Here is a 21,182-nt window from a genome sequence, read left to right as displayed (position 1 = left end):
GCATGCCGATCGACCAGACCCTGCGCCTGCTGGCGCGCGCCCGCGGCCTGACCGTGGCCGAGATCGCCGCCGCGATCCCGCGGGCCGGCGCCGCCACCGTGTCGGCCTGGATGCGCGGCGACAAGCTGCCCGGGCGCGACCAGCTCGACGCCCTGGCGCGCACCTTCGGCGTGCCGGCCGGCGCGCTGCTGGCCGAACTCGCCAGCACCCTGGACCCGGCCCGCACCAAGGGCGAGCACGGCCTGCTGGCGGCCTATCGCGCGCTCAACACCCGCCAACAGGGTGCGCTGCTGGAAGTGGCGCGCGGCATGGCCGGGCACGGCGCTGGTCGCCGCAAACACGGCTGATCCTGCAAGAGCGACCTCGAGCACGGTCGATATCCGCCAGCGCCCTGGCGGGCCTGTGCCCCGGGCACCGCCGACGCCGGCGGATCGATCGCCTGGTACGCAACGGCCGCGCCTGTCCATACTGCCGCTTCAGCCCGTCCTGACAGGAACCGCCATGCCGAAGCTCAAGCGCAAGCCGTACAAGAACGAACTCGAGCCGCTGCAGCTGGAACTGGTCGCCATGGCACGCTGGGCGCGCCACGCATGCAAGCGCATCGTCGTCGTGATGGAGGGCCGCGACACCGCCGGCAAGGGCGGCGCCATCAAGGCGATCACCGAGCATCTCGATACCCGCCAGTACCGCGTCGCCGCGCTGCCCAAACCCAGCGAGCGCGAGCAGACCCAGTGGTATTTCCAGCGTTACATCGAGCACCTGCCGGCCGCCGGCGAGATCACGCTGTTCGACCGCAGCTGGTACAACCGGGCCGGCGTGGAGAAGGTGATGGGTTTCGCCAGCCCCGCCCAGGTGAAGCGGTTCCTGCAGCAGGCACCGGTGTTCGAGAAGATGCTCACCGACGACGGCATTCTGCTGTTCAAGTACTGGCTGTGCTGCGACCAGGCGCAGCAGGAGGAGCGCTTCGCCGAGCGCCTGAACGATCCGCTCAAGGCCTGGAAGCTGTCTCCGATCGATGTCGAGGCGCGCAAGCGCTACGCCGACTACACCCGCGCCCGCGAGGCCATGCTCGAAGCCACCCACACCGACCACGCGCCGTGGGCCCTGGTCGATTTCAACGACCAGAAGCGCGGCCGCCTGACCCTGATCCGCCACCTGCTCGACCGCTTGCCGGACGTGCACGTGCCGCGCAGCCAGCCGGATTTTCCGCCGCTGCCGGGCAGGCCGAAGAAGGAACGCTACGGCGTGCTGAAGCCGATCCCCGTCGATGCGGAGTCCGCGGAAGATTGACCGCTGTGCCCCGCATGGCCGACGCATCGCCCCGGCTCGTCCCGCGCCGTTTCCGTTTCAGCCGGTGCAACAGGTGGACGGGCCGTCGAGTTCGAGGGGTGGACGGGTGGTCCCGGCTTGCGGCGCGCGACGCGGTCAGCTTGCCGCGAAGCCGCTTCCCGCCTCCGCCGGATCGGCGGCGTGGCGCTCCACCGACTCCACCCGCGCCTGCGGCGGCCCCCGCTGCAGCCATTCCGCCAGTGCGTCGATCGCGCCGGCATCGCCCGCGGCCAATACCTCGACCCGGCCGTCGGCCAGGTTCTTCGCGTAGCCGCGCAAGCCCAGCCGCTGCGCCTGCTCGCGGGTGGAGGCGCGAAAGAACACGCCCTGCACCTTGCCGCTGACCAGGAAGCGTGCCGCCGCGCTCATGCCTGCGGCACCTCGGGGCCTCCCGCGGCGGCGATGGCGGTCTCGACCTCGTGTGCGGTCACCGGGCCCAGGAATTTCTTGGCGATCCTGCCGTCGGGATCGATCAGGTAGGTCATCGGCAGGCCGCGCGGGGTGTCGAAGCCGGCCGGCGGCGCGTACACGTCGACGATCGCGATCGGATACAGCACCGGGTGCTTCTCCAGGAACGCACGCATCGCCTCGGGCTCGATCTCCTCGTAGGCCAGGCCGATCACTTCGACGTGCTCGCGCATCGCACCGAGCGCCGAGAGTTCCGGCATCTCCTTCAGGCACGGCGAGCACCACGTGGCCCAGAAGTTGACCACCACCCATTTGCCGCGACGGTCGGCCAGGTCGTAGGGCGTGCCGTCGATGGTGGTGACCTGCAGCGCGGGCCCGCCGGCCTGCGCGTCCGTCGTGTCCGGCGGCGCCTCCGCGGGTGCCGTCGCCGGCGGCTCGCGCTGGCACCCGATCGACAGCGACAGCGACAACGCGCACAGCAACGGCCATAGCCGGCAAGTCTTCATGGGGCCTCCTTCATGGGTTCGTAGAGTTCGCCGACGCGGCGCTTGAGCAGGTTGCGCAGCGGCACGCGCAGATCGTCGACGGCCGCCTGCGCGGCGATGCCGAGCGCGTCGTCGCGGCACGGCAGGTGCGCCTCGGCAATGGGGATGCGCAGGTGGCAGGCTTCGTACAGCTCGCCGAGGGTCAGGCGGTCCAGGTCGCGCGCCAGCACCCATTCGCCCGATTCGGCGCGCGCCAGCAGGTCGATCCGGGCCAGCTGCGCGATCAGCTGCTGCACCAGCGCATCGGTGAGGCAGGGCTCGAGCTCGAGGATCTGGTCGCTGTGCAGGCCACGGCCGCCGCGGCGCGCCTCGGCGAAGCGGCCGAGCAGGCGCAGCAGGCCGAACATCTCGTGGCCGACCGGCAGGCGCATCGCCGCCGGCTGGTAGCGGAACGCGGACATCGACGAGGCGAACGACGCACCCAGCAGTATCGAGATCCAGGCGAAGTAGATCCACAGCAGCAGCACCGGGATGAAGGCGACCTGGCCGTAGATCTTCTGGTAGGCGTCGAAGCTGCCCAGGTACAGCGCGATCAGGCGCTTGGCGATTTCCAGCAGCACCGCCGCCAGCAGCGCGCCGGCGAAGGCATGCCGCCACTTCACCGTGCGGTGCGGCACCACGCGGTAGATCGCCGCGAACGCGATCAGCTCGATCGTCATCGGCGCCATCGCGAGCAGCACGCCCTGCAACCACTGCCCCGACGTGGTGCTGAAGACGTCGAGCGCGAAGAAGCGCGTCGACATCGCCAGGCTGGCGCTGGCCACCAGCGCACCGAGCGTCAGCACCGTCCAGTACACCAGGAACCGGGAGATCCGCGGGCGCGCGGTGCCGACCCGCCAGATGCGGTTGAAGGCGTTCTCGATGCCGAGCAGCGTGATCAGCACCGAGACCACCAGCGCGATCACGCCGATGGCGGTGAGCTGACCGGTGTTCTGCGAGAACTGCAGCAGGTAGCCCTGCACCGCGCGCGCCGAGCTGGGCACGAAGTTGGAGAAGATGTAGTCGCTCAGCTGCTGGCTCCAGGCGTCGAACACCGGGAAGGCAGACAGCACGCCGAACACCACCATCGACAGCGGCACCAGGGCGAACACCGTGGTGAACGCCAGCGCGCCGGCCACCTCGAACAGGCGGTCGTCGACGAAGCGCCGGCCGAGGAAGCGCACGAAGGAACGCGCACGGGCGCGATCGATCGCGCGGTCGGTCCAGCGGTTCAGGGTGTCGAGCGGTTCCACGCGCCGAGAGTACCCGAAGACGCGCGGCGCCGATGTCCCTGCGCGCCCGGAGTCGAGTCCGCCCGACCTGCGCGTCGGGCATGCTCTATCCTTGCGCCTTTGCGGAGGAACCGATGCCCGAGATCCTGGTGCTCTACTACAGTCGCGGCGGCTCGGTGGCGCGGCTCGCGCGCCAGGTCGCGCGCGGCATCGGCGAGGTCGACGGCATGATCGCGCGGGTGCGCACGGTGCCGCCGGTGGCGGCGGTGACCGTGGCCGCCAGCCCGCCGGTACCGGACGACGGCGCGCCCTACGTCGAGCGCAGCGACCTGGCCGAATGCGACGGCCTGGTGTTCGGCAGTCCGACCCGCTTCGGCAACATGGCCGCGCCGCTCAAGCACTTCATCGACGGCCTGGGCGCGGAGTGGGCCAGCGGCGCCCTGGTCGGCAAGCCGGCGGCGGTGTTCACCTCCACCGCCACCCAGCACGGTGGCCAGGAGTCCACGCTGCTGTCGATGATGGTGCCGCTGCTGCACCACGGCTGCGTGCTGGTGGGCATCCCCTACACCGAGCCTGCGCTGAGCAGCACCCGCGGCGGCGGCACGCCCTACGGCGCCAGCCATGTCTCCGGCAACGCCGACGATCCGCAGCCGAGCGACGACGAGGCCGCGCTGGCACGCGCGCTCGGACGGCGCGTCGCGCAACTCGCGGCGAAGCTGGCGGCATGAGCGGCCCGCGGCGCTCGCGCGTGCTGCTGGGCGCGGCGCTGGCCGCGCTGGCGATGTTGTTCGCGTTCCGCTTCCACGACAGCGACCAACTGGCCGCTGCGCTGATCGTGTTCGTCGCGCCGCCGCTGCTGCTGTTCGCCGGCGTGCTGCGCGGCAGCGCCAAGGCGGCGTTCTGGGCCGGCGTGTGCGGGCTGCTGTGGTTCTCGCACGGCGTGATGGAGGCCTGGAGCGAGCCGGCGCTGCGCTTGCTCGCCTCGGCGGAAATCGTGCTGGCACTGGTGGTGATCGCTGCCGCCAGCTGGCCGGGACTGTCGGCGCGCTTCGGACGGCGCCGCGCCAGGCAGCATTCTCCGCCGCGGTGAGGAATGGGCCGTCGCCACGGGTGCCGCCAACAAATAGCCGATATCTCGAGCCAAAGCCGAGGCGCTGATCCATTGTGATGCATTGACTATCCACTCGGACCGCCCGTGGCGATGGGCCCTGCCTCGCCGCCGCGGAAAGGACTGCCTGGCGCGGCGCTAGAATGCGCACTGGCCCGGCCGCTCCCACAACGACCCAATGGAAGAACTGCTGATCGTCACCACCGGCGGCACCATCGACAAGGTGTACTTCGACGACAAGTCGGACTACCAGGTCGGCGAACCGCAGATCGGGCGCATCCTCGAGGAACTGGGGGTGGCGTTCCGCTTCCGGGTGATCCCGATCCTGCGCAAGGATTCGCTGCATATCACCGACGAGGACCGCGGGTTGATCCGCGCCACCATCGCCGCGCAGCCGGCGCGGCACGTGCTGATCACCCACGGCACCGACTCGATGGTGCAGACGGCGCAGGCGCTGGCGTCCATCGCCGGCAAGACCATCGTGCTGACCGGCGCGCTGAACCCGGCGCGGTTCCGCGGCTCGGATGCCGAGTTCAACATCGGCACCGCGGTCGGCGCGGTGCAGTCGCTGCCGCCTGGGGCCTACATCGCCATGAACGGCCGGGTCTGGGACCCGCGCAAGGTGCGCAAGAACGTGCACGCGAACCGTTTCGAGGCGATCGGCTAGGCGCGTGTCGCGCTTGGCCGCGGATCGCGGCCGGTCGTGTCAGCGCTGGGGGCCGCGCTCCGGGGCGACGCCCATCATCGCGTCGACCTCCACGTACTCCACGTCCGGATCGGCGGCCAGACGCCGCATGAGACGCAAGGCTTGTTCCCGGCCGAGCGGGCGGTCGGTCTTGAACACGTCGGCCTGCACGGCCAGTCGCCGCTGCCAGGACACGGCCTGCGGCGCGCCATCGCCGGCGGACAGGCCGGACGAGGCCGCGGCACGATCGAGCCGCGCCTGCACCTTCCCCGGATCCCGTCCCGGAACGCTGTCGCTGCGGTACTTCACGATGAAGCGCTGGTACGGACCCGGACCCGGAAGTTCGCCTACCGTCGCCGTCATGGTCTCCTCCGCACCCACGTGGGCAGCCGCCAGCATGAGGGCGAGCAGGCAGGCATGCGGGACCGTCGAGATGGGCACGCGGGTCGAACCGGAACTCCCGCCCCGGAATCCGGGGCGGGAGAGAACGGCTCAGTAGCTGCCGGTCAAGGTTACGCCGGAGAAGGCGGTGTAGCCGCGGATCATGACGTGCCAGGTGCCGGCCTGCGGCGCGTCGATGGTGCAGGTCTCGTTGCTGCCGGACAGGTACGGACGGCACTCGTACGCGGTCGTGGTCGGCTGCGCGCCATGCTGCACGTACAGGTCCGGATCGCCGGTGCCGCCGGTCATCGCGACCGTCAGCGTCGCGGTGCCGTCGGGTACCTCGATGGTCCAGTACTGCTGGCTGCCGGCGTCGCCGGCGATGTCGGTCACCGGCACGCCGTTCTCGAGCTCGCCGTCGCCAGGACCGGTCTGCGGCTCGGCGTGGCGCGCCTGCAGGGTGACGCGGCTGAAGGCCCGCACGCCGACCAGCTTGACGTAGTAGGTGCCGGCCTGCGGCGCCGCGATGCGGACGACCTCGCTGTTGCCCGGCCGCTGCGAGGCATGGTCGTGCGCGTCGGCGCTCGGCTCGGCCTCGAAGCTGACGTACATCGCGACGTCGCCGCTGCCGCCGGAGGTCATGAAGCTCAGCGGACCGTCGACACCTTCGGGCACCGTCAGGCTGTACAGCTGTTCGCTGCCTGCGTCGCCGGCCAGGCCGCTCACCGGCTGCCGGTTGAAGATCTCGGTGGCGTCGGGACCGGTGTCGCCGACCTCGATGGTCTGGCTGGTGCTGCCGGTGTTGTCCTCGTCGTCGGTGACGGTGAGGCTGACGCTGTACACGCCCGCCGCATCGTAGACCTTGACCGGGTTGGCTTCGGACGAGCCGGTGCCGTCGCCGAAGTCCCAATCGTAGACGACGATCTCGCCGTCGTCGCTGGAGGTATCGGTGAAGGTCACCGTCAGCGTGTCGCCGTCGACCGCGTAGGTGAAGCCGGCGACCGGATCGCCGGGCTCGCCGCCGCCGTCGGCGCCGATGCCGTCGATGAACTCGGCGCCGGTGCCGAGCGGATCGAGCCAGCTGGCCAGCGACGTGGCTTCCGTGCCGCCGCCGGTCCAGGACGTGTAGAGGCGCCCGTAGTAGTCGCTATGGTCGTCGCCGCTGGTGCTGCACGAGGCCAGGCCACCGTGCAGTTGGCCGATCACCCGCTTGTCGGGGCTGTACAGCGGCGATCCGGAGGAACCGCCCTCGGTGGTGCCGGGCTGGTCCCAGAACACGTGCAGGTGGTCGGTGCCGGCGCCGAAATAGCCGCTGATCTGCAGCGGGTTCGACGAGTGGGTGATGCGCTTCTCGGCCACCCGCGGATGGTGGATGCCGGTGGCGCCGTCGAAGCTGGTGTCGCGGCGGTCCCAGCCGGCCCAGTACAGGTTGAACTCGGGATCGGCCGGGTCGTCCAGCTCCAGCAGGGTGAAGTCGGAGGTCGACCAGGTGGCCAGCGGCACCGCGCCGGTCTGGTTCTGGTCCAGGCTGCCGTCGCCTTCGGCGCCGCTTTCGGCGCTGCCGGGCGTGCGGCAGTACGAGTTCTCGTAGTTCCAGTACACGACGATCGACGCCGCCGCGTCGGCGGTGCCCATGCCGCAATGGTGTGCGGTCAGGAAGTACATCTTCTGGTCGTTGGCGGTGTTGTTGACCAGCGACCCGCTGCAGTAGAACGTGCCGAAGCGGGAGTACGCGCCGGAGGCCGGGATCTGGTCGCGCCATTCGTCGCCCGCCGGGCACACCACGTCGATGTTGCAGGACCCGGAGACGCCCTGCGCCTGTTCCAGTGCACCGCGGCGCGCCAGGTCGCCGAAGCCGAGATAGTCGTGGTTGACGCTGGTCAGCCGCAGCTTGAGCTCGCCGACCTTGGCGCGCGGCACCACCACCTCGATCACCGCGTGGTCGCCGGGCACCACCGGCGTCCACAGCTTGCCATGGGCCTTGTTGTCGGCGTCGGTGAACGTGCGGATCGCCGCCGGGTCGGCGTTGGCGCTCAGGCCTGCCGGGTAGATCAGCATGCGCCCGCCTGCGGGCATGCGGTACTCGTCGAAGCCGAAGTTCAGCGACAAGGCGTCCTTCGATTCCAGGCGCAGGCGCCAGACCAGCATGTCGCCGCCGATCTGGTCCCAGTCGCCAGAATTGAGCGGCGTGAGGTCGACCCGGTGCGGGGTGGCGAAGCGCACCGGCTCGTCGCGGCGCACCGCAGCGCGCCGGGCGTCCTCGGCACGCAGCCTGGCCGCGTCGACCGCGGGCATGCTGCGCACTTCGACCGTGTGTTCGGCCGGCAGTCGATGATCGAAGGCCGCCGGCCTGGCGTCGCGCTGCGCCGCCAGTGCGGTTCCTGCCGACAGCATGCCGGCCATGATCAGTCCTATCGCGTATCTCATCACTCCTCCTGCCCTTCGTGTTGGCGGCCTGCGCCGCGTCGAAAAAAAGGCACCCCGATGGGCCCAGGGTGCCTGAGAGAGTATTCAAAGACCATTAAGGTCGAGCCGGACCGGGGTCAGAGCGTCAGGCCCCAGCTGTTGATGTAGCCCGTGTCGCCCGAGTAGTTGTCGTTGACCCGCAGCCGCCAGGTGCCGTTGATCGCCTCGCTCGACAGGTTCACGGTATAGGTGCCGATGACGTTGTCGGCGCTGCCGCCGCTGCGGTTGTGCAGCACGTAGACGCTGCCGTCCGGCGCCACCAGGTCGACCTTGAGATCGCCGCGGTAGGTGTGGCGGATGTCCACGTCGACCGGCGTCGACGCGGGCGCGTTGCCGCTGCGACCGGAGATCGAGATCGGGCTCTGCACCGTCGAGTGATCGGCGATCGGATAGTCGGTGCCGTTGCTGTAGGTCTGCGCCCCGCCGCCGCCGCTGCCGAAACTGCCGGTCAGGGTCACGCCGGAATAGGCCGAATAGCCGCGCAGCATGATGTGGTACGTGCCGGCCTGCGGCGAGGCGAAGCTGCAGGTCTCGTTGTTGCCGTTGAGATACGGACGGCAGTCGTAGGCCGAGGTGGTCGGCTGGGAGCCGCGGCGCACGTACAGGTCGGCATCGCCGCTGCCGCCGGAAATGCCGATGCTCAGGTTGCTCGCGCCCGCCGGCACCACGATCGTCCAGTACTGGGTACTGCCACTGCCACCGGACACGCCGCTCACCGGCACCCCGTTCTCGAGTTCGCCCTCGCCGGGGCCGGGGCCGCCGCCGTCGCCGGCGGCATCGACGGCCGCCTTCGCATTGACGATGCCGGCGCCGATCGGCTGCGACGGCGTCGACGGGAAGGCGCGCGCGGTGCTCTTGAGCAGCGATTCCACCTCGGCCGGCGTCAACGCCGGATTGGCGACCGACTGCATCAACGCGACCACGCCCGCCACGTGCGGCGCGGCCATCGAGGTACCGTTGTAGGAGGCGTAGCCTGCGCTTCCGGGCGTGGTGCTGCCGCTGTTGAGCGTCGACAGGATGCTCGAGCCCGGTGCCGAGACGTCGATCAGCGCGCCGTAGTTGGAGAAGCTCGAACGGGCGCCGGTGCTGGTGTTCGACGCCACCGCGACCACGTTGTTGCAGTTGGCGGGCGAGAAGCCGGACACGTTGGCGTTGCTGTTGCCGGCGGCGATCACCACCGTGGTGCCGCGGCCGACGGCGCCGTTGATCGCGCTCTGCATGGCCGAGCCGCACGAGCCGCCGCCGCCCAGGCTGAGGTTGATCGCCTCGGCCGGGTTGGCGTTGGCGGGGACGCCGCTGACCGAACCGCCCGACGCCCAGATGACGGCATCGGCGATGTCCGAGTCGTAGCCGCCGCAGCGGCCGAGCACCCGCACCGGAACGACCTTGGCGTTGAACGCGGTGCCGGCGACGCCGGTGTTGTTGTTGGTGACCGCGGCCACGGTGCCGGTGACATGGGTGCCGTGCCAGCTCGAGGGCTGGGCGGAATGCAGGCCGCCGCACTCGTTGGCGGCGATCCAGTCGCCGGGATCGCTCGGGTCCGCATCGCGGCCGTTGCCGTCGCGCGAGACGAAGGTGTCGACGATGAAGTCGTAGCCCGGCAGGATGTTGGCGTTGAGGTCGGGATGGCTGGTGATGCCCGTATCCAGCACCGCCACCACGGTGCCGCTGCCGCTGGTGACGTCCCAGGCCTCGGTGGCGCGGATGCCGCCGGCTCCGGTGCCGAACCCGTATTGCTGGCCGAAGTTCGGATCGTTGGGCGTCAGCAGGACCTGGTTGAGCTTGTCGACCTCGACGTACTCGACGTTCGGGTTGGCCGCGATCTGCCGCATCAGCGACTCGGCCTCGGCGCGGTCGAGCTTCTGGTCGGTGGCGATCACCTCCGCGCCGACGGCCATGCGCCGCACCGCGCGAACGCCCAATGCGCGGCCGCCCGCGGCCTTGGCGGGCAGCGCACGCGCGGCATTCCGCAGGCTGGCCTCCAGCGCACTGCCGCCGGCGAGTTCGGGACTGCCCTCGCGGTATTTCACAATGAAGCGGTCGTGCAGCTCTGAAGCCTGCAGGCCGCTGAGGTTGAGACGTTCGCCGGCCAGCGCCGGAACTGCGGTCATCGACGACACGGCCACGGCGGTCGCTACCGCCAGCGCGCGCATGCGAATACGGCGTTTCGAGACATCGGACATCGTGTGTTACCCCCGGAAACGGAAAACGAAGACCGCGAAAGCGGCAGGCACCGGGGTACACGCGAGTCGTGGAGTTGCATACGACCGCATTGCATCCCGACATGTCACGTGGACATTGACAATCCTGTCCACAAACTGACGCTAAGCGACCGTTCAACATGAGCGCAAGCAGCCGAAGAGCGGGCCGTAGCATTTAAAAAATGATGCTCGTCACAAAACTAATCATTAATCGATTACAGGGGAAACTTTCCGCGGCCGGCCATGTCAGGGCGCGGGCCCAGGCCGGCCACGCGGCACGTGCCCCTCGGGTCGCGCTGCTGCGGAAACGTTGGACGCGGGCGCGCTCGGTCGTACCCGCCGGCGCTGGCGGCGCAGGCGGGCGGAGTGGATTGCCAACGGGTCTTCGGGGGCGCCCGGCTCCGGAGCGCGCCGACGATTGGGTCGCGCTTCTGCAACGGCGGGTGCGGCTGTGCCGCGCCCCTAGAGCATGCCCGTTTCCAGGCGTGCCGCTTCCGACATCATCGACTGGTTCCAGGGCGGATCGAACACCAGCTCGACGTCGGCCTCGGTCACGGTCGGGATCATCTCCAGCCGGCTGCGCACGTCGTCGACCAGGATCTCGCCCATGCCGCAGCCCGGCGCGGTCAGGGTCATCTTCACCTCCACCGTGCGCGCACCGTCCTCCGCGGGCCGGACCACGGCCTCGTAGACCAGGCCGAGGTCGACCACGTTGATCGGGATCTCGGGATCGAAGCAGGTGCGCAGCTGCTTCCAGACCAGTTGCTCGACGGCCGAGTCGTCGGCGTCGCCGGGCAGCTCCAGCGGCGGCGGCGGTTCCTTGCCGATCGCGTCGGCGTCGCGGCCGGCGATGCGGAACAGGTTGCCCTCGATGAAGACCGTGTAGCTGCCACCCAGCGCCTGGGTGATGTAGCCGATGCTGCCGGCGGGCAGGGTCACGCCCTCGCCCTGCGGCACCAGGACGGCGGCGCAGTCGCGTTCGAGGCGCACGGGTTCGCTGCTGCTGGAATACATACCGGGAACATGGGGGTCGGCGCCGCGGCGCGCAAGGCAGGCATTGTATCGCCGCCCCGCGGGGACGCTATGCTGGCGCGCCCGACCTTCCGACAGTGCATGCCGAAGCCCGCCGCGCCGCCCTCTCCCTGGTTCGCTTTTCTGCTGCTGTTGCTGGGGACCGCCGGTTGCGCCGCGCTGTGGATCCTGCTGGCCGCGGCCACCGGGCGCCAATGCAGCTGGATGGCGGTGGTGGCCGCATTCGACGCGGCGCTGCTGCTGCGGATGGCGCGGGTGCGACCGGGACCGGCGCGGGCATTGTCGGGCGTGCTGGTCACGGCGGCGGCGATCGCGGCGGCGAACTGGTTCATCGTCGCCACGCAGCTGGGGAAGATGCTGGGACTGCTGCCCTGGGAATCGGCGCTCAAGCTCGGGGCGCATCACGCGTGGACGCTGTCGCAACTGGCCAACGGCGGCGTCGACCTCGCCTGGCTCGGTGCCGGGGTGGTGATCGCGGCCGTCGCCTCACGCTGACGCGACGGGAACCAGCTCGTCCAGGCAGGTTTCGAACACCGCCAGCGCCTGCCGGATCTCCACGCTCGACAGCCCGGCATAGCCCATCAGCAGGCCGGCACGGTCCGGCGGCTTCAGGTAGTAGGGCGCGATCGAGTACAGGCCCAGGCCGCGCGCGTGCGCTTGCGCGATCAGCGCTTCGCCGGCGTCGCGCCCGGCGCCGCGCAGCCACACCGCCAGGTGCATCCCGGCACGGGAGTCGGCGATCTCCAGGCGACCGGCGCTGCAGGCACGCAGCCCTTGCAGCAGCGCGGCGCGGCGCTCGCACAGCGCCTTGGCGCTGCGCCGCAGGTGGCGCTCGAAGCCGCCATGGGCGATGAACGCCGCCAGCGCCGCCTGCTCGATCGCCGGCGTGCCGAAATCCGCCATCCGTTTCGCCACCAGGAAGTCCTCGCGCAGTGCCGGCGGCACCACCAGGTAGCCCAGCCGCAGCGCCGGGTACAGCGTCTTGGAGAACGTGCCGACATAGATCACCCGCCCGGCTTCGTCCAGCGAGCGCAACGCGGACAGCGGCCGCGCGTCATAGCGGAACTCGCCGTCGTAGTCGTCCTCGAAGATCCAGCTCCGATGCCGGCGCGCGTACTCCAGCAGGGCCATGCGCCGGGACAGCGACATCACCGCGCCGGTCGGAAACTGGTGCGAGGGCGTGACGCAGAGCAGCTTGGGAGCCTCCCGCTCCGGCAACAGGTCGCAGCACAGGCCCTGCGCATCGACCGGCACCGGCAGCAGGCGCGCGCCGTGCACCTGCAACGCGGTGCGGATGGCGTTGTAGTGCGGCTCCTCGATCGCCGCGGCGTCGCCGGCGTCGAGCAGCACGCGCGCGCTCAGCGCCAGCGCCTGCTGGGTCCCGGCGACGATCAGCACGTCGGACGCCGGCACCCGTACGCCGCGGCGCCGGGCCAGGTAATCGCATACCGCCTCCCGCAGCGAGGGCAGCCCCTGCGCGGGCGGATAGCTGGGATCGGTATAGCGCGCGGCGCGCGACAGCGCCTGCGCCCACGCCGTGGTCAGCGCCGGATTGACGAACGGCACGCCGTACTGGAACGAATAGCGCATGCCCGGGATGTGCCCACCGGGCATCCGCTCGTTGTACAGCCGCGCCCGATGCGCGTACGCCGATTGCGGGACGACGCTGTCCGTCTCCACGCCGCGCAACTGCCGTTGCGGCTGCGACAGCGCGACGAAGCTGCCCGATCCGACCCGCGCATCGACGAACCCCTCCGCGCGCAGCTGCTCGTAGGCGGCCAGGACGGTATTGCGCGACAGGCCGAGTTCACCGGCCAGCCAGCGCGTCGCCGGCAAGCGGCTGCCCCGCGACAGCTGTCCGTCGAGGATCGCCGCCTTCAGGGCGCGCGTCAGTTGCGCGTGGAGCGGGCCATGGGCGTCGAGAACCAGATGCATCGTCTGAGAATCCGGAATTGGCTCCATTTGGCCGGAGCCGATTGGCCCTTGATAGCACCAATCGACTCCGGCCCCATAGGGCCAATTCCTTTCGGCCGTGAATCGACGATGCGCACCATCACCCTGACCTCGCCGCTTGCAGGGGCGCCTTCGCTCCGGCATCACCCGATCTGGCTGTGCGGCGTGCTCACCGCCACCCTGGACCTGGGGCTGGCGATCGCCTTCTGGGCGGCCGAGGGCGTGTCCGCGGGCCGCGTGCTGCAGGGCGTCGCCGCCTGGGTGCTCGGGCCGGCGGCGTATTCCGGCGGCGCGGCGACCGCGCTGCTCGGCACCCTGCTGTACACCGGGCTGATGTGTGCATTGGCGGCCGGCTATCGCGTGCTGGCCCGACGCCACGGCGCGCTTCTGCACCGCCCGCTGCTCGGCGGCGCCCTGTACGGCGCCGCGGCCTACCTGTTGATCTTCGGCCTCGCGGTGCCGGCGTTGACCTCGGCGCCGGCCTTCACCCGGCCCGATTGGGCCCTCGTCTGCCTGCTGGCCTACATGTTCCTGATCGGGGTGCCCTGCGCCCTGTTCGCGCGCCTGCCGGGCCGCCCGGCCTGACGTCCGGCCACGACGCGACCTTCGCCGCACGGCCGATTGGCTCCCGCTGCCGTCCCGCGGTTGGCGCTTGCGGCGGCCGCAGGCGACGCCTGCAATGCCCGCTGGTGCACCAGGGAGACGAGGGATGATCACGACGAAGGTCCCCGGCCGATCCGCCGCGGGCTACCGGCTCCGGTACCTGGTGCTCGGCGGCCTGGCCGCCGGAACCCTCGACCTGGTCTACATCTGCAGCCTCTGGGCCGCGATGGGCGTGGGCCCGCTGCGGATCCTGCACAGCATCGCCGCAGGCTGGATGGGACGGGAAGCCGCCATCGCCGGCGGCACCGCGACCGCGGCGCTCGGACTCGCCTCGCACTACGCGATCGCGATCGCGATGGCCGGCGCCTACGGCCTGGCGAGCCGCCGCTGGCCGCGGTTGCTGCAACACCCGCTCCGGTACGGCGCGCTCTACGGCGTCGCGCTGTACCTGGCGATGAATTTCATCGTGGTGCCGCTGTCCGCGGCCGGCAGCGGCCCGCCGCGCTGGGAATGGATGCAGGTGTCGCATCTGCTGGCGCACATGCTGCTGGTCGGTATTCCGTGCGCCTTCGCCGCCCGGTTCGCGGCGCGCACCGTGCCCGCGCCGGCGGCCGCTGCACCGATCGGGTCCTTCGGGGAATCGGACGCCTGACGCGTCCACGCCGGCTCCCGGGCTGCATCGCGGGAGTACCGCGGTTCCCGGGCGGCGCGGGCCGGCAGCGCCGCCCACTCGTCAACTCCCGCACATGCAGCGGTCCCTGAGCTGCGCATGTTGCATCGTTAAAGATTCGTAATTTCGCTGGACGGCCAGGCCGTATCCATCCAACCAGCGGAGTCAGCAATGCGAATCCATCTTCTGAGCCACGCCGTGCGCCATGCGCTGTTGGCCGGCACCGCCCTCGGCGTGGCGCTGCCTTTCGGCATCGCCAGCGCGCAGGACGACAGCCCGGACCAGCAGCAAGCCACGACCCTCGACCGCATCGAGGTCACCGGCTCGCGTATCCGCCAGGTCGACATCGAGACCGAGGCGCCGGTGCAGATCATCAGCCGCGAGCACATCGAACGGCAGGGCTTCCAGTCGGTCGCCGACATCCTGCAGAACCTCTCCTCCACCGGCAGCCCGGCGATCAGCCGCGCCGCACCGCTGTCGTCCGGCGAGGCCGTCGGCGGCCAGTTCATCGACCTGCGCAACATCGGCACCCAGCGCACGCTGGTCCTGGTCAACGGCAAGCGCCTGGGCATCAGCACCAACGGCCTCCAGGACATCTCCCTTATCCCGACCGCGATGGTCGAGCGCATCGAGGTGCTCAAGGACGGTGCGTCGTCGATCTACGGTTCCGACGCGATCGCCGGCGTCATCAATATCATCACCCGCTCGGGCTACGACGGTGCGCAGGCAAACGCCTACTTTGGCCAGTACAGCGAGGGCGACGGCGAGACCACCCGCGGCGACTTCGTCATGGGCTTCACCGGCGACCGCGGCTCGCTGACCATGGCCGCCGAGTACCGCAAGGAGGAAGGCGTCTGGGCAAAGGACCGTCCGTTCAGCGCCTACCCGCAGACCGACCGCCATCCGACCCGCGGCTGGACCACGGTCAGCCACTACGGCGTCATCAACCTGCCTGCCGAGCTCGGCGGCAACCGCGTGCTCGATCCGGGCGCGGACTGGCGTGATATTGCCAACTACCACGCCCAAGACTGCGACGTCGGCTCAGTGGGGGCGAACGTCGCAGCGCGATGCCAGCACACCGGAGGCGTGGGTTCGATCGACGACAAGGCCAACTCCAACCTGCAGATGCACCTGCGCACGCCGATCGAAAGCCGGTCGCTGTTCGTTGACGGCGTGTACGACGTCAACGACGCCATCCGCTTCCGCGCGAACATGCTCTACAGCGACCGCGATGCGGCGACCCAGGTCGCGGGCTATCCGCTGACCGGAATCGCAATGTCGGCCGACAGCTACTACAACCCAGTGGGCAGCCACCACGGCTTCGCGGATCCACAGGCGGCCACCTTCTTCCGTCGCACCTGGGAGGTGCCGAGGCTCACCACGCAGAACTCCACCACCTGGCGCTTCACCGCCGGCCTCGAGGGCAGCTTCGAAATCGGCGAGCGCTACTTCGACTGGGACGTCGGCTACCTGTACAACAACAACAAGGTCATCCAGCACAACTCGGGCAACCTTTGGGTGACCAAGGTCCAGCAGGCGGTCGGCCCGTCCTTCCTGAACCCGGAGACCGGCCGTGTCGAATGCGGCACCCCGGGAGCGCCGATTCCCTACGGTACCGCCACCGGCCAGTGCATTCCGTGGAATCCCCTCATCCCGTACGGACGCGAGGGCGACGGCGGCCTCACCAACAACGCTGAGCTGCAGGATTTCCTGTTCCCGCTCACGCGCAATACCGGCGAGACGGAAACCAACGTCTTCAGCGCGAATCTCTCGGGCGTCGTCGCCACGCTTCCCGCCGGCGAGCTGGGCTTCGCGGTCGGCGTGGAAACCCGCAAGGAGGAAGGCCAGTTCATCCCCGATGCGCTGGCCACCGCCGGGGAGACCACCAACCTGGCCGCCGGCCCCACCCGCGGCGACTATTCGGTGGACGAACTCTACGCCGAACTGCTGATCCCGGTGCTGAGCGACATGCCCGGAGCGCAGGATCTCAGCTTCAGCCTGGCGTCGCGTTATTCCGATTACGACACCTTCGGCGATACCGTCAACAGCAAGTTCGGCTTCAAGTGGAAGCCCGTCGAGTCCCTGCTGGTACGAGGTACGTGGGCGGAAGGCTTCCGTGCCCCGACCATCGCCAACCTCTACGGCGGCGGCAGCCAGACGTTCTCGTTCTACACCGACCCGTGCGACACGCAGTTCGGCGCATCGGCGACGAACGGCGCGGTCCGCGCGCGCTGCGCCCAGGACATCGCCGACGCCGACAACTTCCGCCAGCTCGGCCAGGGCGGCACCGCAGTGTCGGGGCCCGATTCGCAGACCGGGGTTCCGTTCTTCTCCGGGTCCAACCCCGACCTGTCCCCGGAGACTTCCCGATCGAAAACGCTCGGGCTGGTCTGGAGCCCGCCGTTCGCCGAGCGCCTGAACATGTCGCTCGACTGGTGGAAGATCCGCGTGGATTCGACGATCGTGGCCGATTCGCCGACCCAGATGCTCAACGACTGCTACATCCAGGGCGATGCGAGCCGCTGCGTGGACTTCACCCGCGATCCGACCACAGGCGTCGTCAACACCCTGTCGTTCGCCGTCATCAATGCCGGCTACCGCGAGATCGAGGGCTTCGACTTCGACGTGAGCTACGGGATGGACACCGACGTAGGCGATTTCCAGTTCAACTGGCAATCGACCTACAAGAGCCGTGATGAGATCAAGACGGATACCAACCCGGATTCCAATCCGAGCCAGCTGGTCAGCATCGAAACCAACAATCTCAACGGCAACTTCCGCATCCGCTCGAACCTGAACCTGACTTGGTCGCTCGACGATTTCTCGGTGACCTGGGGAGCGCGCTACTTCTCCGCGCAGAAGGAGGCCTGCGTCCTGCCCGTGGCGTTGTATCCCGGGGAGTGCTCCGACATCAACCAGGCGAACGGTGCGCCGACGCAGTCCGGCTCCATCAACCGGACGGGCTCCAACACCTTCCATGACCTTCAAGTCAGCTGGAAGGCGCCCTGGGACGCGACAGTGGCGATCGGCGCCAACAACGTCTTCGACCGCTACGGCCCTCCGCTGTATGTCCAGCCGAGCTCCAATTTTGCCTATCAGGGCGAATTCGACATCGGCCGCTTCGTCTACATGAAGTATCAGCAGCGCTTCTAAGCACCACTCCGGAGCGGCGTTCCGGACCGATGCCCGGTCGCGGACGCCGCTCCTGACGGCGATGGCACAGGCAGGCGGCGCAGGCCGTCGTGCAATGCCGACCATTGCATATCGCTGCGGCGCCATCTGCGCACGGGGACGGGGACAGGGGAACAGCATCACCCCACCCGCGCGTCCATGATGGCGTCGTCCGCATTGCTCATCTCTCTCTCCAGGCAAGGTTGGCTGGCCCGTTCCAGCGCGGCTGTCCCCGTCGCGACCATCATTCCAAAAGGAACGCCACCGCCATCTGTGGACATCGCCCGGCACGCCCGGGCGTTTTTTTGTTTGTCCTTCCCCCGGAACGACGAAGGAAGAAGGCCTTCTCGAAACGGATGGGCACCCGCAGGATCAGGGGCCCGGTCCAAGCTGCGCGTCCCCGCCCGGCCACTGCACGCGCCGCTGTGGGCACTCGCATTCATCTCAGCGGATCGCCACCGCGACCGGCCGGGCCGTGGATTGGCTCCACTGCATGTCGCCGAATTGGCGCCTCAACCGGGCCATCGCCATCGCTAGTCTGGCAATGACGGTGGCGTTCGCGGAGCAATGTCTCCGCGCGCCGCGGCACATCCGGCTGACGTTCGGCACACATGGCGAACGATTCGTCCCGCCGCGCCTGCCGTTGCCCACCCGGCGATTGCGGCCGCCGACCCGCCGTCGCGAACCTCCCCGACAACGAAAGCGAAAACGACCGCCATGCATCCTCTCTATCGCCCGTTGCGCTCCCACGAACTGCTCGACCTGTCCGCGCCCGACGACTCGCTGCAGGTGCTCCACGGCAGCGGCCGCAATATCCAGCTGGCGATACCCTCCCGCTGGATCAGCGTGTGGCTGCCGCTGTCGGAAGGGATCGAACTGGAGACGCCGGACTGCCGCTGGCTGCTGCACGCCGGCGAACTGCTGATCTGGCGCGACGGCGCGCTGCGCGCCGGCAGCCGCCGCGACGGACGCTGGCTGGCGGTGTGCGGGAGCCCCGCTGCCTGGGCGCGGCACCAGCGCCCGCGGCCCGGTGAGCCGGCGGTCGACCTGCTGCCGTCGGAATCGCGCTGCACCCGCGAGCTGCGCCGGCTGACCGTGCGCCTGGCGCGCGTGGCTCGGCGCCCGGACCTGTGCGCGCTGGGAGCCGGTACGGCCGCCGACATGCTGTGCGCGGCGCTGACCGAGCACCAACGCGACCTCCATGCCCTGCTGCCGCGCTGCGCCGGGCGCACGTTGCTGCGCCGGCAGCAGACCCTGATGCGGCTGCTGCGGGTACAACATCTGATTCGTCGCCACGACGACGGACGCGTCGACCTGGCGCAACTGGCCGCCAGCGCGAACTATTCCCCCTGCCACCTGATCCGCAGCTACCGCGACGTGTTCAGGGAAACGCCTTCCGAGTACGCCGCGCGGCTGCGGTCGGAGCGCGCATGGCAGCTGGTGCGCGAGACGCGGATGCCGGTCTGCGAGATCACCGCCGCGCTGGGTTTCGAAAGCCAGAGCGCGTTCTGCCGCGCATTCAAGGGCACGTTCGGCATGACCACCAGCCAGGTCAGGCAGTCGGATGCGCCGCGCCATCCGCCCGCGTGCGCCGAGTTCGGAGCGGCGAAAGCGGCCTGAGCGGGGACGACGAGCGAACCACGGCTTCCGGGCCGCGCGCCGCCTCCGTGGCTCAGTGGCCGCCGTCCAGCGCCTTCAGCTCGCTCACCAGCGCGCTCGCCATCTCGGCGCCGTCGCCGTACAGCATGCGGGCGTTGTCGGCATAGAACAGTGCGTTCTCGATGCCGGCGAAGCCGGTGCCCTTGCCGCGCTTGATGACGACGACGTTCTTCGCGTCCACCACGTCGAGGATCGGCATGCCGTAGATCGGGCTGTCCGGATCGGTCTTGGCGACCGGATTGACCACGTCGTTGGCGCCGATCACCAGCGCGACGTCGGTATTGGCGAACTCGGGGTTGATGTCGTCCATGTCGGCGATCAGGTCGTAGGGCACGCCTGCCTCGGCCAGCAGCACGTTCATGTGGCCGGGCATGCGCCCGGCGACCGGGTGGATCGCGAACCTGACCTTGACCCCGCGCTCGACCAGCTTCTGGGTCAGTTCCCAGATCTTGTGCTGCGCTTGCGCCACGGCCATGCCGTACCCGGGCACGATCACCACGCGGTCGGCGAAGGCCATCATCGCGGCGACGTCGCCGGCCTCGATCGGCTTCTGCGAACCGCTGATCTCCTGCGCTTGGCCGCCGCCGCCGAAGTTGGAGAACAGCACGCTCTTGATCGATCGGTTCATCGCCTTGGCCATCAGCCGCGTCAGCAGCATGCCGGCCGCGCCCACCATGGTGCCGGCGATGATCAGCGCCTCGTTGCCGAGCACGTAGCCCTCGAACGCCACCGCCAGCCCGGTCAGCGCGTTGTACAGCGAGATCACCACCGGCATGTCGGCGCCCCCGATCGGCAGCGTCATCAGCACGCCCAGCGCCAGTGCGGCGATGAAGAACGCGATCACCAGCGGCACGCCCAGCGAATGGACCACCATGCCGCCGAGCGCCAGCGCGGCCAGGAACACCGCGGCGTTGAACAGCTGCTGACCCGGAAAGGTGTAGCGCTTGTCCATGCGCCCGTCGAGCTTGGCCCAGGCGATGATCGAGCCGGACAGCGCCACCGCGCCGATCAGCGCGCCCAGCACGGCGAGCACCAGCACCACGATGCCGGGCGCCACGCCCGCATCCGACCAGCGCAGCAGCTCCACCGCGCCGATCGCCGCCGCCGAGCCGCCGCCCAGGCCGTTGTACAGCGCCACCATCTGCGGCATGTCGGTGATCGCGACCTTCCTGCCCGAGTACCAGGCCAGGCCGGCGCCGATCAGGATCGCCAGCAGGATCAGCGCGATGTTCTCCAGCCCCGGCAGTAAGAACGTGGCCGCGGTGGCGATCACCATGCCCCAGCCGGCCCACAGGATGCCGCTGCGCGCGGTCAGCGGCGAGGCCATGCGCTGCAGCCCGAGCAGGAACAGCGTCGCCGCGACCAGGTAGCTGACCTTCACCGCCAGTGCGAGCACCTCCGGCAACGGCCCGCTCACGGCCGGTCCCCGGCGGCGCCGGCACCGGGCTTGCGGCTGGACTTGAACATCTCCAGCATGCGCTCGGTCACCACGTAGCCGCCGGCGGCGTTGCCGGCGCCCATCAGCACGGCGATGAAGCCGATCGCCTTCTCCAGCGGGGTATCGGCGTGGCCGAGCACCACCATCGCCCCGATCAGCACGATGCCGTGGATGAAGTTCGAGCCCGACATCAGCGGCGTGTGCAGGATCACCGGCACCCGCGAAATGATCACGTGGCCGGCGATCGCCGCCAGCATGAAGATGTACAGGGCCACGAAACCATCGATCATGCGCTGCTCCCGGGATCCGCTGGTGGTCCGCA

Annotated in this window: 19 protein-coding genes and 2 pseudogenes; 10 read left to right on the top strand and 11 right to left on the bottom strand. The window is 69.6% G+C overall.

Translation table 11 applies throughout. From position 1 onward, the window contains the following. Window positions 1–2 precede the first annotated feature (2 nt). Both U3649_RS07685 and ppk2 read left to right on the top strand, forming a co-directional pair. Window positions 3–347, top strand: a complete 345-nt coding sequence (locus tag U3649_RS07685; RefSeq protein ID WP_407354262.1) for a helix-turn-helix domain-containing protein — start codon at window positions 3–5, stop codon at window positions 345–347. A 154-nt stretch (window positions 348–501) separates the two neighbouring features. Then, entirely contained in the window at window positions 502–1,290 is a 789-nt protein-coding gene (gene ppk2, locus U3649_RS07680) for a polyphosphate kinase 2 (protein WP_407354261.1), read from the top strand. 135 nt (window positions 1,291–1,425) lie between these two features. Here ppk2 and yccX read toward each other — a convergent pair whose 3' ends face one another. From yccX to U3649_RS07665, 3 genes are read right to left on the bottom strand one after another with little or no spacing between them, the layout of a single operon-like run. Continuing rightward, entirely contained in the window at window positions 1,426–1,698 is a 273-nt protein-coding gene (gene yccX, locus U3649_RS07675; RefSeq protein WP_407354260.1) for an acylphosphatase, read from the bottom strand. Next, window positions 1,695–2,243, bottom strand: coding sequence for a TlpA family protein disulfide reductase (locus tag U3649_RS07670; protein WP_407354259.1), 549 nt, complete (start codon window positions 2,241–2,243; stop codon window positions 1,695–1,697). The genes yccX and U3649_RS07670 overlap by 4 nt, the downstream gene beginning before the upstream one ends. After that, on the bottom strand, window positions 2,240–3,514 hold the full coding sequence (locus U3649_RS07665) for a YihY family inner membrane protein (protein ID WP_407354258.1): 1,275 nt from the start codon (window positions 3,512–3,514) through the stop codon (window positions 2,240–2,242). Before U3649_RS07665 ends, U3649_RS07670 begins: the two co-directional genes overlap by 4 nt. Before the next feature lie 113 nt (window positions 3,515–3,627). Between U3649_RS07665 and wrbA the strand changes: the two genes are divergently transcribed. The 3 genes from wrbA to U3649_RS07650 all read left to right on the top strand — a co-directional run bounded on the left by wrbA (window position 3,628) and on the right by U3649_RS07650 (window position 5,268). Then, a complete protein-coding gene (wrbA, locus tag U3649_RS07660) occupies window positions 3,628–4,221 on the top strand; it encodes an NAD(P)H:quinone oxidoreductase (RefSeq protein ID WP_407354257.1) in 594 nt (197 codons plus the stop codon). Further along, window positions 4,218–4,583 (top strand): DUF2069 domain-containing protein, encoded by a 366-nt coding sequence (locus tag U3649_RS07655; protein WP_407354256.1) that lies wholly within the window; start codon window positions 4,218–4,220, stop codon window positions 4,581–4,583. Before wrbA ends, U3649_RS07655 begins: the two co-directional genes overlap by 4 nt. Window positions 4,584–4,779: 196 nt before the next feature. Further along, window positions 4,780–5,268, top strand: coding sequence for an asparaginase domain-containing protein (locus U3649_RS07650; RefSeq protein WP_407354255.1), 489 nt, complete (start codon window positions 4,780–4,782; stop codon window positions 5,266–5,268). A gap of 39 nt (window positions 5,269–5,307) precedes the next feature. Here the strand turns inward: U3649_RS07650 and U3649_RS07645 are convergent, their stop codons facing one another. The 5 genes and pseudogenes from U3649_RS07645 to sufT all read right to left on the bottom strand — a co-directional run bounded on the left by U3649_RS07645 (window position 5,308) and on the right by sufT (window position 11,348). After that, on the bottom strand, window positions 5,308–5,649 hold the full coding sequence (locus tag U3649_RS07645) for a hypothetical protein (protein WP_407354254.1): 342 nt from the start codon (window positions 5,647–5,649) through the stop codon (window positions 5,308–5,310). A 129-nt stretch (window positions 5,650–5,778) separates the two neighbouring features. Continuing rightward, the gene (locus tag U3649_RS07640; protein ID WP_407354253.1) at window positions 5,779–8,094 is read right to left on the bottom strand and encodes a pre-peptidase C-terminal domain-containing protein; all 2,316 of its coding nucleotides are present in this window, start codon (window positions 8,092–8,094) and stop codon (window positions 5,779–5,781) included. A gap of 116 nt (window positions 8,095–8,210) precedes the next feature. Continuing rightward, window positions 8,211–8,432: pseudogene (locus U3649_RS07635) on the bottom strand (proprotein convertase P-domain-containing protein); the annotation flags it as partial. Between the two features lie 138 nt (window positions 8,433–8,570). Then, window positions 8,571–10,316: pseudogene (locus U3649_RS07630) on the bottom strand (S8 family peptidase); the annotation flags it as partial. Between the two features lie 480 nt (window positions 10,317–10,796). After that, window positions 10,797–11,348, bottom strand: a complete 552-nt coding sequence (sufT, locus tag U3649_RS07625) for a putative Fe-S cluster assembly protein SufT (protein ID WP_149195969.1) — start codon at window positions 11,346–11,348, stop codon at window positions 10,797–10,799. A 99-nt stretch (window positions 11,349–11,447) separates the two neighbouring features. Here sufT and U3649_RS07620 point away from each other — a divergent pair, with 99 nt between their 5' ends. Then, window positions 11,448–11,861, top strand: a complete 414-nt coding sequence (locus U3649_RS07620; RefSeq protein WP_407354252.1) for a hypothetical protein — start codon at window positions 11,448–11,450, stop codon at window positions 11,859–11,861. Here U3649_RS07620 and U3649_RS07615 read toward each other — a convergent pair. Further along, window positions 11,853–13,301 carry a PLP-dependent aminotransferase family protein gene (locus U3649_RS07615; protein ID WP_407354251.1) on the bottom strand — a complete coding sequence of 483 codons (1,449 nt, stop codon included), beginning with the start codon at window positions 13,299–13,301 and terminating at the stop codon, window positions 11,853–11,855. The two genes, U3649_RS07620 and U3649_RS07615, sit on opposite strands and share 9 nt — an antisense overlap. A 108-nt stretch (window positions 13,302–13,409) precedes the next feature. Between U3649_RS07615 and U3649_RS07610 the strand changes: the two genes are divergently transcribed. The 4 genes from U3649_RS07610 to U3649_RS07595 all read left to right on the top strand — a co-directional run bounded on the left by U3649_RS07610 (window position 13,410) and on the right by U3649_RS07595 (window position 19,383). Then, a complete protein-coding gene (locus tag U3649_RS07610) occupies window positions 13,410–13,904 on the top strand; it encodes a hypothetical protein (protein ID WP_407354250.1) in 495 nt (164 codons plus the stop codon). Between the two features lie 124 nt (window positions 13,905–14,028). Continuing rightward, the gene (locus U3649_RS07605) at window positions 14,029–14,574 is read left to right on the top strand and encodes a hypothetical protein (protein WP_407354249.1); all 546 of its coding nucleotides are present in this window, start codon (window positions 14,029–14,031) and stop codon (window positions 14,572–14,574) included. A gap of 189 nt (window positions 14,575–14,763) precedes the next feature. Continuing rightward, window positions 14,764–17,745: a TonB-dependent receptor domain-containing protein gene (locus tag U3649_RS07600; RefSeq protein ID WP_407354248.1), complete on the top strand. Its 2,982-nt coding sequence runs from the start codon at window positions 14,764–14,766 to the stop codon at window positions 17,743–17,745. 735 nt (window positions 17,746–18,480) lie between these two features. After that, entirely contained in the window at window positions 18,481–19,383 is a 903-nt protein-coding gene (locus tag U3649_RS07595; protein WP_407354247.1) for a helix-turn-helix domain-containing protein, read from the top strand. 52 nt (window positions 19,384–19,435) lie between these two features. Here the strand turns inward: U3649_RS07595 and U3649_RS07590 are convergent, their stop codons facing one another. Together U3649_RS07590 and U3649_RS07585 are read right to left on the bottom strand one after the other, a co-directional pair. Then, entirely contained in the window at window positions 19,436–20,839 is a 1,404-nt protein-coding gene (locus U3649_RS07590; RefSeq protein WP_407354246.1) for an NAD(P)(+) transhydrogenase (Re/Si-specific) subunit beta, read from the bottom strand. Beyond that, entirely contained in the window at window positions 20,836–21,150 is a 315-nt protein-coding gene (locus U3649_RS07585; RefSeq protein ID WP_407354245.1) for an NAD(P) transhydrogenase subunit alpha, read from the bottom strand. The genes U3649_RS07590 and U3649_RS07585 overlap by 4 nt, the downstream gene beginning before the upstream one ends. Window positions 21,151–21,182: the final 32 nt, after the last annotated feature.

This window comes from Luteimonas sp. R10, assembly GCF_045689605.1.
GTDB lineage: Bacteria > Pseudomonadota > Gammaproteobacteria > Xanthomonadales > Xanthomonadaceae > Luteimonas.
This window is presented reverse-complemented; position numbering and strand designations above follow the sequence as displayed.